The sequence below is a fragment of the Streptomyces sp. NPDC001980 genome (assembly GCF_040296885.1).
Lineage (GTDB): Bacteria > Actinomycetota > Actinomycetes > Streptomycetales > Streptomycetaceae > Streptomyces.
On the sequence record NZ_JBEOYD010000036.1, the window covers coordinates 74,718 to 87,942 of the forward strand.

The 13,225-nt window shown below is 69.5% G+C and carries 12 protein-coding genes and 1 pseudogene; 9 read left to right on the plus strand and 4 right to left on the minus strand.

All coding sequences use genetic code 11. The annotated features are described in order from the left end of the window. Nucleotides 1-63: 63 nt before the first annotated feature. A complete protein-coding gene (locus ABT137_RS38745) occupies nucleotides 64-1,008 on the minus strand; it encodes an SDR family NAD(P)-dependent oxidoreductase (RefSeq protein WP_351716199.1) in 945 nt (314 codons plus the stop codon). 262 nt (nucleotides 1,009-1,270) lie between these two features. Here ABT137_RS38745 and ABT137_RS38750 point away from each other — a divergent pair, with 262 nt between their 5' ends. The 3 genes from ABT137_RS38750 to ABT137_RS38760 are packed head-to-tail and all read left to right on the plus strand — an operon-like array spanning nucleotide 1,271 to nucleotide 5,682. Continuing rightward, entirely contained in the window at nucleotides 1,271-2,944 is a 1,674-nt protein-coding gene (locus ABT137_RS38750) for an acetate--CoA ligase (RefSeq protein ID WP_351716201.1), read from the plus strand. 35 nt (nucleotides 2,945-2,979) lie between these two features. After that, entirely contained in the window at nucleotides 2,980-5,061 is a 2,082-nt protein-coding gene (locus ABT137_RS38755; RefSeq protein WP_351716203.1) for a thiamine pyrophosphate-binding protein, read from the plus strand. A gap of 42 nt (nucleotides 5,062-5,103) precedes the next feature. Beyond that, nucleotides 5,104-5,682, plus strand: a complete 579-nt coding sequence (locus tag ABT137_RS38760) for a nuclear transport factor 2-like protein (RefSeq protein ID WP_351716205.1) — start codon at nucleotides 5,104-5,106, stop codon at nucleotides 5,680-5,682. 406 nt (nucleotides 5,683-6,088) lie between these two features. Here the strand turns inward: ABT137_RS38760 and ABT137_RS38765 are convergent, their stop codons facing one another. Continuing rightward, nucleotides 6,089-6,700 (minus strand): TetR/AcrR family transcriptional regulator, encoded by a 612-nt coding sequence (locus tag ABT137_RS38765; protein ID WP_351716207.1) that lies wholly within the window; start codon nucleotides 6,698-6,700, stop codon nucleotides 6,089-6,091. 325 nt (nucleotides 6,701-7,025) lie between these two features. Between ABT137_RS38765 and ABT137_RS38770 the strand changes: the two genes are divergently transcribed. The 3 genes from ABT137_RS38770 (at nucleotide 7,026) to ABT137_RS38780 (ending at nucleotide 10,387) form a co-directional block, all read left to right on the plus strand. Beyond that, a complete protein-coding gene (locus ABT137_RS38770) occupies nucleotides 7,026-8,186 on the plus strand; it encodes an oxygenase MpaB family protein (RefSeq protein ID WP_351716209.1) in 1,161 nt (386 codons plus the stop codon). 173 nt (nucleotides 8,187-8,359) lie between these two features. Beyond that, nucleotides 8,360-9,868 carry an MFS transporter gene (locus ABT137_RS38775; RefSeq protein WP_384558328.1) on the plus strand — a complete coding sequence of 503 codons (1,509 nt, stop codon included), beginning with the start codon at nucleotides 8,360-8,362 and terminating at the stop codon, nucleotides 9,866-9,868. Between the two features lie 249 nt (nucleotides 9,869-10,117). After that, nucleotides 10,118-10,387 (plus strand): FCD domain-containing protein, encoded by a 270-nt coding sequence (locus ABT137_RS38780; RefSeq protein ID WP_351716211.1) that lies wholly within the window; start codon nucleotides 10,118-10,120, stop codon nucleotides 10,385-10,387. A 23-nt stretch (nucleotides 10,388-10,410) separates the two neighbouring features. On the opposite strand, the gene ABT137_RS38785 is transcribed toward ABT137_RS38780, so the two are convergent. Next, entirely contained in the window at nucleotides 10,411-10,800 is a 390-nt protein-coding gene (locus tag ABT137_RS38785; protein ID WP_351716269.1) for a MarR family winged helix-turn-helix transcriptional regulator, read from the minus strand. A 6-nt stretch (nucleotides 10,801-10,806) separates the two neighbouring features. Continuing rightward, nucleotides 10,807-11,316: a MarR family winged helix-turn-helix transcriptional regulator gene (locus tag ABT137_RS38790; protein ID WP_351716213.1), complete on the minus strand. Its 510-nt coding sequence runs from the start codon at nucleotides 11,314-11,316 to the stop codon at nucleotides 10,807-10,809. A 147-nt stretch (nucleotides 11,317-11,463) separates the two neighbouring features. Here ABT137_RS38790 and ABT137_RS38795 point away from each other — a divergent pair, with 147 nt between their 5' ends. From ABT137_RS38795 to ABT137_RS38805, 3 genes and pseudogenes are all read left to right on the plus strand, one after another. Further along, on the plus strand, nucleotides 11,464-12,075 hold the full coding sequence (locus ABT137_RS38795; protein WP_351716215.1) for an NAD(P)-dependent oxidoreductase: 612 nt from the start codon (nucleotides 11,464-11,466) through the stop codon (nucleotides 12,073-12,075). 49 nt (nucleotides 12,076-12,124) lie between these two features. After that, complete coding sequence (locus ABT137_RS38800; protein WP_351716217.1) at nucleotides 12,125-12,565, plus strand: DUF6069 family protein; 441 nt, start codon at nucleotides 12,125-12,127, stop codon at nucleotides 12,563-12,565. A gap of 143 nt (nucleotides 12,566-12,708) precedes the next feature. Further along, nucleotides 12,709-13,105 (plus strand): annotated as a pseudogene (locus tag ABT137_RS38805) (MEKHLA domain-containing protein). Nucleotides 13,106-13,225 lie beyond the last annotated feature (120 nt).

Consider the following 13,225-nt stretch of genomic DNA (forward strand, 5'->3'; position numbering starts at 1 on the left):
GTAGAGCCCGCACCGGCAGCTCGTCCGGTGCGGGCTCAGCAGTGTTGACCTGCCGGAGTCTCCTCATGCGGTCCGTGGCGTCGTCTCGTACGGCTTGATCATGTCGTAAATGAAGTCGCCGCCGTCGCGATAGGCAGTGGCCCCCGTCCGGTCGAGTGCGCGCTCCATCGCGACTGCCACGGCCTCGGGCGTCAGGTCCGGGTTCGGGGGTGTGGCGGTGGTCTGGCTGATGAACGCCTCGTTGAACGAGCCGGCGGACGATTCGATCACCCTGCCGGTGATCGTGCAGTCCTCGTGGGCGAGCCATGCGGCGACCGGGGCGACGACATCGGGGGTCAGCCCCGCCGCCTGGTTCTGCTTGCTGGCCTCCGCCGTGAGCATGGTCTGCAGTGCCACGGTGTCGGCGTAGGGCGAGATGGCGTTCGCCCTGATCCCGAGCTTCGCTCCCTCGGCCGCCAGCGAGCGGGTCAGCCCCACGACGCCGAGCTTGGCGGCGGCGTAGATCGACTGGGTGGGCAACCCGGCAAGCCCCACGCCCGAACTGACGTTGACCAGGCGCCCGTAGTTCTGCGCGGTCATGTGCGGCCAGGCGGCACGGGTCATCCATATGTGACCCATGAGGTGGACGCCGACGACGCGTTCGATGTCCTGGTCGGTGATCTCGTCGAACGTCGCGAAGGGTGCGATGCCGGCGTTGTTGATCAGGATGTCGACCCGGCCCCAGGTTTCGAGAGCGGTGTCCACGATCGCCCGCGCGCCGTCACGCTCGGCCACCGAGTGGCCGTCACCGACAGCCTCGCCGCCGGCCTTGCGGATCTCCTCGACCACCGCCTCGGCACCGGGACCGATCTGCCCGCGCCCGTCGGGACCGACACCGAGATCGTTGACCACGACCTTCGCCCCTCGCGATGCCAGAAGCATCGCGTACGACCGTCCGAGCCCGGGGTTGCTGCCCGCGCCAGTCACGATCGCCACTCGTCCATCGAAACGAAACTCGTCCGCGCTCAATTTGCCCTCCATGGTGACCTCGGGGTTGACCCGCCCCCGGGTGCGGACGCACGACGACCTCCGACAGGCGCACATCGTGCCCGGATCGGCCGGGGGACACGCTGCGAGGCTAGGACCGCGTCACGGCCGTCACCAGCGTCCGAAGGTAGGGCACAGGGCGCTTCCTTTGGGGGGTTTACGCCGATGAACCCGCCGGGCGAGCCTCGGATCACCGCAGCCAGCGGGAGCTCGCGGGACAGCTCGCGGGGAGGAGAGACAGCGTATGCCGGTGAAACGTCCGGGACGGGATGCCGTCCCCAACATGACGGACTACGACGCCGAGCGGGCCCGGTTTCGCTGGGAGGTTCCACAGCGGTTCAACGCCGTCCTGGACATCCTCGAGCGCCGGGCGGAACAGAGCCCGGACGAACTCGCCCTGGTGACACTGCGCCGCGACGGCGGGGTCGCCGTGTCGTACACCTTCCGCGAACTCAACCTGGCCAGTCGGCGCATGGGACACGCCCTCGCCGGGATCGGTGTCGGCAAGGGCGAGCGGATCTTCGTGATGCTCCCCCGGATCGCCGAATGGTACGTGGCCCTGCTCGGCGCGATCCGGATCGGCGCCGTCCCCGTCCCCGGCACCCCGCAGCTGACCTCCCGTGACATCGAGTACCGCGTCGACCGGGCGGAAGCCGTCGCGGTCGTCACGGACACTGACGGGGCGGTCAAGGTCGACAAGCTCACCGACCGCCTGTCGACGCTCGCACACCGCATCGTCGTCGGGACCGCGCCGTCCGCCGGCTGGCACACGATGGACGGGCTGCTGGCGCGGGCGTCGGACGGGCCGACCCCGGCGGACCCGACCGCCGCCGACGACATGATGCTCGTCTACTTCACGTCCGGCACGGTCTCGTACCCCAAGATGGTCGCGCACACCCAGGCCAGCTTCGGTCTCGGCCACATGGTCACGGCCCGCTACTGGCAGGACCTCCGGCCCGGGGATCTGCACTGGACCCTGTCGGACACCGGGTGGGCGAAGGCCGCGTGGAGCAAGCTCTTCGGGCAGTGGGCACAGGGCGCGACCGTCCTGGAGATGGACCTGGGCAAGTCCGACCCCGATCTGATCCTCGACACGATCGAGCGCCACGGGGTCACGACACTCTGCGCGCCGCCGACCCTGTACCGCTCGCTGGTCGTCGCCGATCTCGCGAGCTACGACCTGTCCCGGCTGCGCCACTGCGTCTCGGCCGGCGAGCCGCTCAATCCCGAGGTGATCCGTATCTGGGAAGAGGGAACGCGCGGGCTTGTCGTCCACGACGGCTACGGCCAGACCGAGACGGTCAACGTGCTCGCCAACTTCCGCTGCCTGCCGGTACGCAGCGGGTCGATGGGCAAACCCGTTCCCGGGTTCGACGTCGACGTGGTCGACGACGACGGCGCATCGGTGCCTGTGGGCGACGAGGGCAATGTCGCCATCCGCGTGCAACCCGAACGGCCCGCCGGGCTGTTCACCGGCTACTGGCGCGATCCTGACGCCACCGCGGCCGCATTCACGAACGGCTGGTACTTCACCGGCGACAAGGCGCGCCGTGACGAGGACGGCTACTTCTGGTTCGAAGGCCGGCAGGACGATGTGATCACGTCCTCGGCGTACCGCATCGGCCCGTTCGAGGTCGAATCGGCGCTCGTCGAACATCCGGCCGTCATCGAAGCCGCGGTCGTCGGACAGGACGACCCCGACCGGACCCAGATCGTCACCGCGTTCGTGATCCTGCACCCCGACGCCGACCCTTCACCGCAACTCGCCGAGGAACTGCAGGACCACGTCAAGCGCCTGACCGCCCCCTACAAATACCCACGCCAGATCCACTTCGTCAGTGATCTGCCCAAGACCGTGTCAGGCAAGATCCGCCGCGGCGAACTGCGCGACCAGCTACGCGGCACCACCCACACCTGAAATCCGCCGGCATGAGGCACGTGGAGGAGCATTCGATGACAACTGCTGACGAGGCCGCGACGCGGATCGGTGGGACGTGGGACCTCACCCTGCGCCCGGGGGCGTTCCCGCCGCAGAGCGGTGTGCTCACCCTGACCCCGGACGGCGACTCGCTGTCGGTGCGGTTCGAGACCCCGGAGGGCGCCAGCACCAGCGAGGGAGACATCAAGGGGCGGCGCCTGTCCTGGACCATCGCCGTCGGCAGCAACCCGGCCCCGCTTCGTTTCGAGGCGGAGGTCGAGGGCGACATTCTCCTGGGCCACGTCGAGCTGGGCGTCGGGCCGTTCAAGGAGCGAGCCCCGGTGGAGGGCGTGCGAGTCGGGTCGGGCGCCCGGTTGCCGTTCCGGGAGGGATCGGTCGCTGTCGTGGAGACGCTCACCGCGTGCGGGGTCGAGTACGTCTTCGGCTACACGGGCGGTGTGTCCACGAGCCTGGAGCGCAGCATCACCGCGCACGGCATGAAGGACTTCAACGCGCGCAACGAGCTGTCCGCGGCGTGGATGTCCTACGGCTACAACCGGGTGAAGCGGCGGGCCGCCTCCGCGGCGCTCACGTGGTGCGTCGGCGCGCTGCACGCCGCGCCGGTCGTGTACGCGGCCAAGCTCGACTCCACCCCCCTGGTTCTCATGCTGATCGAAAGCGCGGCGGCGTGGGACATGCGGGACATCCTGCAGGACGCGACCGAGCTGTATCCGGCGCTCAAGCCCCTGTCGAAGTACATCAAACGTGTCGTCGACGGCGAGGACCTGCCGCTGGCCGTCCGGCAGGCGGTGCTCGCGGCGAGCACCGGCAAGTTCGGCCCCGCGGTGCTCGACCTCACCCAGGGCGCGATGTACCAGAGGACCACGGTCAGGACCGAGCAGCTCACGCTGCCGGAGCCGCCCGCGGCGGGCGAGACGAGCGTACGGCGGACGCTGGAGTTGATCGAGGCCGCCGAGCGGCCCGTGATCCTGGCGGGTGCGGGCATACATCTCGCCGACGCGACGGGCGAGCTTCGCCGGTTCGTCGACGCGACCGGCATTCCGGTGGTGTCGAGCGGGGCGGGAGGCCGCGCGGTCCTGCCGGACGACCACCCGCTCTACGCGGGCGACATGAGCGGCTGGGGGTACTTCGGGACGGGCACCAAGGTGGCCGAGGAGGCCGACCTGTGGGTCGCGGTCGGGTTCTCCTTCTCCCAGACGGCCACCCTGTCGTGGTCCCTCGCCAAGCCGGAGAAGGTCGTACAGGTCGACATCGAGGAGTCTCAGCTCGGCCGGATCTTCCAGCCGACGCTGGGCGTCGTCGCCGACGCGAAGGCGTTCCTCGGCCAGCTCAACGACCGTCTGCAGGCCTCCGGTGCGGAGAGCCGACACCGCGCGGACGAGGTGCGGACAGCGGAGATCGCGGCGGCGAAGGACTCCTACGCCGAGACGCTGAGGTCCTTCGTCGGCACCGACCCGATCATGCCGGCCGCGATCGGCCAGATCCTCTCGGAGGAGGTTCCCGCGGGGACCATCTTCGTCAACGACGAGGGCTTCCCGGTGCCCGGGATGGTGTACCGGGAGTCGAAGTACCCTTCCGGCTTCGCGGCACCGCTGGGCTTCCACTACGCGGCGCTGGGGTCGTCCCTCCCGGTGGCGATCGGCGCGAAACTCGCCGCACCCGACCGACTGGTCGTCAGCGTCGGCGGCGACGCCGGCTTCTACTACGACTGCAGCGAGCTCTCGGTGCTCGCCGAGCGCAATCTCAAGGTCGTGAGCATCGTCCTCAACAACGGTGGCCTGTACGGCGGCCGACGCGGCCGCGAGCACGGGGGCCCGGGCTCGGTGCCGTTCACGCACTGGACCGACCTTCCCGAGACCGACTACAGCGCGGTCGCCCAAGGCATGGGCGTGCCGGGCGAGCGGGTGGACAAGGCGGACGAGCTCGCGGCTGCGATCCGTCGTGCGATAGCCGCGGACGGCCCGTACTTCATCGAGGTGATGACGGCCGCGAGCACGATGCACCTGCACATGGCCGGATGGCCCGATCCGGACCCCAAGACCACCCGCAAGGCGGGCCATGCCGACCTGTTCGTCGACGGCTCATGGCCGAACTGACGAACTGCTCGACATCACGCGACCGATCTCAAGGAGGAGCTCATGGCGACTGTGGAACAGCGAGAGGAGTCGACGAGCCCGGGGGCTCGCCTGCCCGACATGGCGAGGTTCATCGACTTCTTGGAAGCCCGGAAGGCGGAGACGGAGAATCCGAAGCATGCCGCGATGATCGACCTGCTCATCGAGCACTCGGTCGCCGAGGTACGCGACCACGACATCGAGCGGACCATGGCGACACTGGTGGACGACTGCGTCTACCACAACTACGGCGACCCCGGCGCGATCGCGCGCAACGGCGGTCCGGTCGCCTACCGGGACGCGGTGCGCGCGAACTACCTCGAGAACATGGCGAACGGCTCGCTGGACATGGACGGTCTCGAAGTCGAGGTCGATCATTTCTTCATCAGTGATGAGGCCATCGCCTGGGACGGGTACGTGCGTCTTCGGCTGCCTGGTGCGGCGCTGGCCGAGGCGGGCGTGCCCCTGCCGGACGGGGGGACGGCCGACGACGTGTTCGTGCTCACGGCGAGGCAGGCCATCGTCATCCCGTTCCGCGACGGTCTGATGGTCGGAGAGGACTTCTACCTCGACGGTCAGGGCACCTGGGAGAAGGTTGCCTGACCGCTCGCCGGCTACGGGGGCGGCAGGGTCCTGTTCACATCCTGCCGTCCCGGCGGTGCGAAGGGTCTTCGCAGGCGAAGCCTGCGGGGGCCCCTTTTGCATGGCATCGAGATCCGGTTTCCGCGACGCCGCGGCGGTGCGCCGCCAGCACCACCGCCGGCTCACGCACCCCCGGCGCCCTGGTGCGCCTCGCGGGACGCGACGGTCCCGCCCGCTCGATGGAACGCGCCCCCTGGCCGAAGGCGCGGAGATCGCCGGGCGCCGAGCGGTTGTCGTTGAGGACGTAGTCACCAGTGGCGGTCAGGTCGTGCTGTCCAGCGCCGAGTTGCGTGCCCTCGGGTGCTCGCGCGTGGCACGCCGGCGGCCCTGGTCGCCGTCCAGCGCGCACCGGGACGGGGAAGCCGGATCAGGCGCCGCGGCCACCCTCCGCCCCCGTCGCGAGCAGTCCGTTGACCACGAGCCTCGCCAACCGCTCCGCAGTGGCCTTGAGTTGCTCCGCCGAAACGGGGTCCGGCCTGCCCAGGCGTCGCGCCAAAGGTCCCTCCAACAAGCCCGAGACCGGAGGGATGACGGCGAAGAACATGACGTCCATCGGGATGGGCTCCATGCGTCCGGCAGCGACGAGCCGTTCGATACTCGGCACCATGAGCTGCAGAGTCGGAGCGATGTACTGCTCGTAGAGGTAGTCCAGCCGCTCCGTGTCGCGGGAGAACTCGTCGACGAGGACCCGTCCGATCAACGGCGTGTCCACCGCGCTCCGGTAGAAGCCGGCGATGATCAGGCGCAGTTGCTCGGCATCGTCGAGTGAGGGATCCGTCTTCGGCAGGCGCTCCAGTTGCACCCTCAGGGCAGCGTCGACTACCGCACGCCAGAAGGCCGCCTTGGACCCGTACCGGTCGTTGATGAAGTTGTGACTGACCCCCAGGCGGCCGGCCAGCACCCGTGCGGAACCGCCGTCGTACCCCAGCTCGGCGAAGGCCTCGAGCCCGCGCAGCAGGATGCTCTCCTCGTCGGGCACAGCACGAGTGTCCCGGCTCGGGCGCCCCGGCCGTCGGGCGGGTTCTGTTCTGGCTCCCACCATTGTCTCCTCACCGATCGCCCCGGACCTCTGGGACTCGCCACCAGCTTAGGCGGCTCGCCACCACCTTACTTGACACATGTCAGAATACGGCTAATCTGACAGGCGTCAGAACGTTCGTGGCGTGAGGCAAGCAGTCGAGTCAGCCATTCCTCGCAGGGCTGACCCACACCAGTCACCACCGGAACCACCGATCCCCCACCACGCTCGGCCTGCTCCGTCCTATGCCGGAGCAGGCCGAGCGCTCTCCGAAAGTGAGTGCCACATGACCGCGCACACCCCGCTCCGAAAGGCCCCCGACCACGTGGTGACCCTGATCACCGCCGGGGATCCCCTCGCCGATGCCGTCGTCGCCGAACTGGACCAATACGGCGCGCAGGCACGGCGTGCTCTCGACGCGGGCCTCAGGAATGGCCTGGCAAGCCTGGACGCGGAGCCCCCCACGGCCGTAGCCGCGCTGCTGCGTCAACTGGAAACGCCTCCTTCCTGGGTCGACCCCTTGATGCTCCATCGCGGCGATGTCGCGAGCCTGTCCGTGCCCCCCATGTGGTTCCAGCTCTGCTCGCTGACCAGTGCGCTCGCGCACTCCTATGCCTCTCCTGCCACCGCACGACAGCTGGTCCGGACGGGCAGTACGACGGACATGGCTGCGCGTCGGCTCGCGGAGAGCGGTGTATGGGTACGGCAGACCGTCCGGCCGGGAGGGCTGTTCCGCGGACGGCCTGGCTACCTGGCCACCGTCGAGGTCCGGTTGCGCCATGCCCGGATGCGGGCCGACGCCGTCGAGGACTGGGACCGGGGCGCCGAGGGCCTGCCGATCGGCCAGCTCGACATGGCCCGTACCTGGCTCGGATTCACCTTCACCGCCTTCCGGGCCCTCGATGCCGTCGGCATCGGCATGAGCCTGGAAGAGGAGCACTACCTCTACCAGTACTGGTCGTACGTCGCCCATCTCCTGGGGCTCGACGAGCGCCTCTACCAGGACGTCGGTGACCACGCCGCCGCGTGCCGGCTGCTGGATCTGCTGGACTTCACGACGCCCGCGCCCGATGAGAACTCGACGACCCTGACCTCGGCCATGATCGGTGCAGGGGCCCGCGCGATGGCCGACGCACCGGGCGTCGGGCTGTCCGAGGAGCAGCTGCGCCACCTCATCCACAGCGTGCTCCGGCGGACCTTCGGAGAGGAGTGGGGGGATCACCTGGGTATCCCCGTCGTCCCGTCCGCGGCCGATCTCGTCCCGCTGATCAGCCGGCTCAACCGCCAGGCCCGCTACTGGCAGACCTACTCCCCCGCCTCGGCCCAAGAGGCCCGCCGTCGAGCGCTGGCGGAGCCCGGGCCGCACCTCAAGGCGGCCCTCCTTCCTCGCGCCCGCTCGTGCCGCAAAGCCACGGAAGGTGATCGCCCGGGCGTCCGGGCGGCCTGATTCGCCTTCCCCCTACGAGCGCGGCCGATCGTGGCCGACTCCCGGACGAGTTCACCCCGCCGTGGCCTCACCTCCTTGCCGGCCACCACGGCACAACACATGACGAGCTCCGACGACGCAGCCGTCCCGCACCGTTCAACTCTTCCTCTTCCTCTGTCTTCAGGAGTTTCGTCATGTCCCAAGCATCAGGCCCCGTGTCGGACACGGCCACCGTGTCCATGCTCCCTCCCTCTGACGCACCGCCACGTCACCGCTGGTGGATCCTCGCCGTCATAGGCGTGGCCCAGCTCATGGTCGTCCTGGACGCGACCATCGTGAACATCGCCCTGCCCTCGGCGCAGAAGGACCTGGGCTTCTCCGACGGCAACCGGCAGTGGGTGGTCACCGCCTACGCCCTCGCCTTCGGCAGCCTGCTCCTGCTCGGCGGCCGGATAGCCGACCTGTTCGGCCGCAAGATGACCTTCCTCGTCGGCCTGGTCGGCTTCGCCGGTGCCTCCGCCCTCGGCGGCGCCGCCACCAGCTTCGAGATGCTGGTCACCGCCCGCGCCGCACAGGGCGTCTTCGGCGCCCTGCTCGCCCCCGCCGCCCTGTCCCTGCTCACCGTGACCTTCACCGACGCCAAGGAACGCGCCAAGGCCTTCGGTGTCTACGGCGCCATCGCCGGCGCCGGAGGAGCCATCGGCCTGCTGCTCGGCGGCCTGCTGACCGAGCACCTCGACTGGCGCTGGACCCTCTACGTCAACCTCGTCTTCGCCGCCGTCGCCTTCGTCGGCGGAGCGCTCCTGCTCAAGCGCACCACCCGCGACAGGACCGCCACCCTCGACATCCCCGGCGCGCTCCTCGTCGGCGGCGGCCTGTTCTGCCTTGTCTACGGCTTCTCCAACGCCGAGAGCCACGACTGGAGTTCGGTACAGACCTGGGGTTATCTGGTGGCCGGTGGCATCCTGCTCGCAGCGTTCGCCTGGTGGCAGACCCGCTCCACCCACCCCCTGCTGCCGCTGCGCGTCCTGCTCGACCGCAACCGTGGCGCTTCCTTCGTCTCGGTGCTGATCAGCGGCGCCGGCATGTTCGGTGTCTTCCTCTTCCTCACCTACTACCTCCAGCAGAGCCTGGGCTACACCCCCGTCAAGACCGGCCTGGCCTTCCTGCCCATGGTCGCCGGGCTCATGCTCGCCTCCACCCTCGCCACCACCGTCCTCATTCCCCGCATCGGCCCCAAGCCGGTCGTGCCCCTGGGCATGGGACTGGCCGCCGCCGGCATGGTCTGGCTCACCACCCTCGACCTCAGCAGCACCTACACCACCGACGTCCTGCCCCCACTGGTCATCGCGGGCCTCGGCCTCGGTCTGGTGATGCCCCCCGCCATGAGCCTGGCCGTCGCCGGCGTGGCCGCCGAGGACTCCGGCGTGGCCTCCGCCGCCGTCAACACCATGCAGCAGGTCGGCGGTTCCCTCGGTACCGCCCTCCTCAACACCCTCTCCACCACCGCCGTCACCACTTACCTCGACGGCCGCGACACCAAGGACCCGATGGTCCTCGCCCACGCCGGCCTGGAGGGCTACTCCACCGCCTACTGGTGGTCCGCCGCCTTCTTCGCCGCGGGCCTGGTCATCAGTGCCCTCCTCTACCGCGGAGGCGTCCCCGCGCAAGACCCGGACGCGGCACCGGTCGTCCACATGTGAGTCCCGGCCACACAAGCTGCTCCCAGGGCCAAGGCGCTCTCCGGGGGCAGCTTGCACATGTCGCCGACGCGGCGATGGCGGGATGCTGTCAGCCGGACTCTGCGGGCCCACAAACGGGTGACTCGCCGTGCTGAGCCCGCCCAGTGCAGCGGCCGTTCACGGCGTGCCGGGTTACGGCCGTGGTGGGCACGCCGAACGACAACGGCTCCGGCGTCTGTGGCCACCGGGGCGACGGGCCCGGGCCGGTCGGTGACGGTTCGGCTTCTCTCCCCCGAGCTGTCCGGCAACTCGGTACTCCTCAGGACCTGGCGGCAGCTCGAGGGCCCGATGCGAGTGGTGGTCATGAGTGCGGCCGGCGAACGCCGCGAGACGGCCACGTCCGCGACGACCCATGAGCCCATCGCCGACGTGATCGTCCGCGGAGACGCCGCGGCGGCCCGGGAGATCCTGCACACGCACATGACGTCGGCGATCGAGCACTTGGGCATCGAGCACGAAGGCGCGCGCGAGACCGCCTGATCCCTCGCTCCCGGCGTCCGCCCTCAGGCCCGGTGCCGGGCGTCGAAGTGGGTGGAGTGAGTGGTCAGCTTGCCCAGCAGGTCGGTCAGGGTGCGCTGTTCCTCCGGACCGAGGGAGCCGGCCCACTCCTGCTCCCGTTCGCTGTGGGCCCGGAAGGCGGTGGTGATCGCTTCCAGACCGGCCTCGGTCAGGGCCAGTTGGACCGCGCGCCCGTCATAGGCGGCGCGCTCCTTGCTGACCGGCCCGTCCCTCTCCAGGGTGTTGACCAGTGCCGACACGGCCACCCTGCTCATGCCGGACAGTTCCGCGACCTTCCTCGCCTCGACCGGGCCCGACAGCCAGATCGCGAACAGGACGCGGAACCCGGACCACGACCAGCCGCGGGGCCGGTGGGGCCAAAGCCGTGGAACCAGCGGTGTTCAGCGGCCGGGGATGAAGCCGTAGTCGCCGCCGGGGTGGTCGGGGTCGATAGCGTGCAGGATGCGCTGTCCGATGTCGGTGAGGTGGCGCACCTGGGCCTTGGTCAGGGGGTCGAAGACCAGCCGTCTGACCTCCTGGACATGCCCCGGAGCGACGTCGAGAACCGTCTCGTACCCTTCCTCGGTCAGGGCCGCCAGGGTGTAGCGGCCGTCGGTGGGGTCGGGGCTGCGGTGTACGTAACCCTTGCGTTCGAGACGGGCGACGACCTGGGACAGGCGGGAGAGCGAGCCCTCGGCGTAGGAGGCGAGCACGCTCATGCGCAGCGTCCGCTCCGGCGACTCCGACAGGGCCGCCAGCACGCCGTAGTCGAAGTAGTTCAGCCCTGCCGACCGCAGTTGCGCGTCGAGGGCACTCTCCAGGCGCAGCATGATGCCGGCCAGGCTCAGCCATGCGCGTCGTTCCTGCTCATCGAGCCATCGGGGGCCCTCTTCGGCCGGGATCTTTGTCACGCCCCCAATCTACCGTCACTTCACACTTGAAGCGAAAGTCGGGCCGAGATCACTTGATGCTTGAAGTCATAGCGCGCTACATTTCACTTCAATGCTTAAGCGACTGCCCGGGTCTGTGCCGAGCAGCGAACTCCGTAGGAGACCGTCGTGAAGCTGCTCGTTCTCGGCGCCACCGGCGCCACCGGCCGCCTGGTCGTCGACCAGGCCCTGGCGGTCGGTCACACCGTGCGCGCCCTGGTCCGCTCCTCCCAGAAACTGGACGCCGCCCGGCCCGGACTCGACGTCGTCTCCGGCCAGGCCACGGACGCCGGCGATGTCACGCAGGCCATGGTGGGCGTGGACGCGGTGATCAGCGTCCTCGGAGCCGGTGGGGGAACCGTCATCACCGACGCGACGCGCGCGGTCATCGCCGGTGCGGCCAACACCGGCGTCAGCCGCTTCGTGTACCTCTCGTCGTTCGCCGTTCTGCACGATCGGCTCAGCGGCCCGGCCAAGGCCATGGCCGGCCTGGCGATGAAGGCGATGGTCAAGGACAAGGCCGCGGCCGAGGACGTGCTCCGCGCCAGCAACCTCGACTGGACGATCGTCCACGCAGTCCGCCTCACCAACGGACCCTCCACCGGTGGCGCCAAGCCCCTCCCGGCCGCGGCCACCTTGCGCATGGGTGACACCGTCAGCCGCGCCGATGTGGCCGCCTGGATGCTGGCCGCCGTCACGGACGTCTCCACCAGCCGCCGCTCCGTCGTCATCGCCGGCTGAACCTCCTTCCCCCTTCGCCAAATCGCCCTGTTCTGATTCGGAGAACACCATGAGCGGACAGCTCGCCACCCATTCCGCCCGCCCCAACGGCCTGGTCATCGCCGGGGGTCTGGTCGGGACCGCAGTCGTCTCCATCGCGCTCAACGCCGTCGTCGCCGTGTCCGCACGCGCGGCCGGCGCCTCGGACGACTTCCAGCCGCTCCACCTCACCGCCTACGCGCCCCTCACCGTCTTCGGGGTCCTGGTCGGCGCCGCCGTCTGGGCGATCGTCCGCGCCCGCTCGGCACGTCCCGCCGGTCTGCTGCGCACCCTCGTACCCGTCGTCGTCCTCGTCAGCCTTGTCCCGGACGTTCTCGTCGGCGCCTCCGACAGCAAGCCCGGCACCAGCTGGGGGGCCGTCATCGCCCTGATGGTCATGCACTTCGTCGTCGCGGCTGTCGCCATCCCCGCCTTTCGGCGATTCCTCCCCCTGGACGGCCGCCAGGGCTGACGCCTCCCCCCGGGATACACAACCCCCGGTCGCGGCGATGATCGTATCGACGGAGTAGTTCGCGTCCGGCCAAGGCATTCAGCACATGCGTGCGAATGCCTTGGTTCCGTTTACCCGCAGGGACGGATGAGAGGCCCACATCGATGACTGCGGTCTCCCACCACGACGTCGCCTTCGCGCGGCTTCTCATGTCGAGCTACCAGCGGTTGACCGGCGCCCCGTTGTGGCCGTCCGGGCCCTCGCGCGACGGCAAGACGGCCCGCCGGCTCTACGAGGACGCACCGTTCGGACTGCTCGCGCACGACACGAGGGCGGATCCGATCTTCATCTACGCGAATACGACCGCCCAGAGGTGCTTCGAATACACCTGGCGGGTACGCGTCCGGCTACCGCAGCCTGAGGATCGCCAAGTCCGGCCGGAGATTCTGGATAGAAGACGTCACGATGTGGAACCTGCTGGACGCCGACGGCACACACCACGGTCAGGCCGCCGTGTTCCGGTCGTGGACGGACGTCTCGGAGGACCGGACAGGCGGCTGATCATGGCCGACGCGTCAATGGGCCCAGGGAATCCGGTCAACGCAGACCGATGACCGCCCCTCTTCGAGAGACCGCTCAGGCAGCTCTACCGCATCGGCGGGCGCGGGATGACTTCGCTGT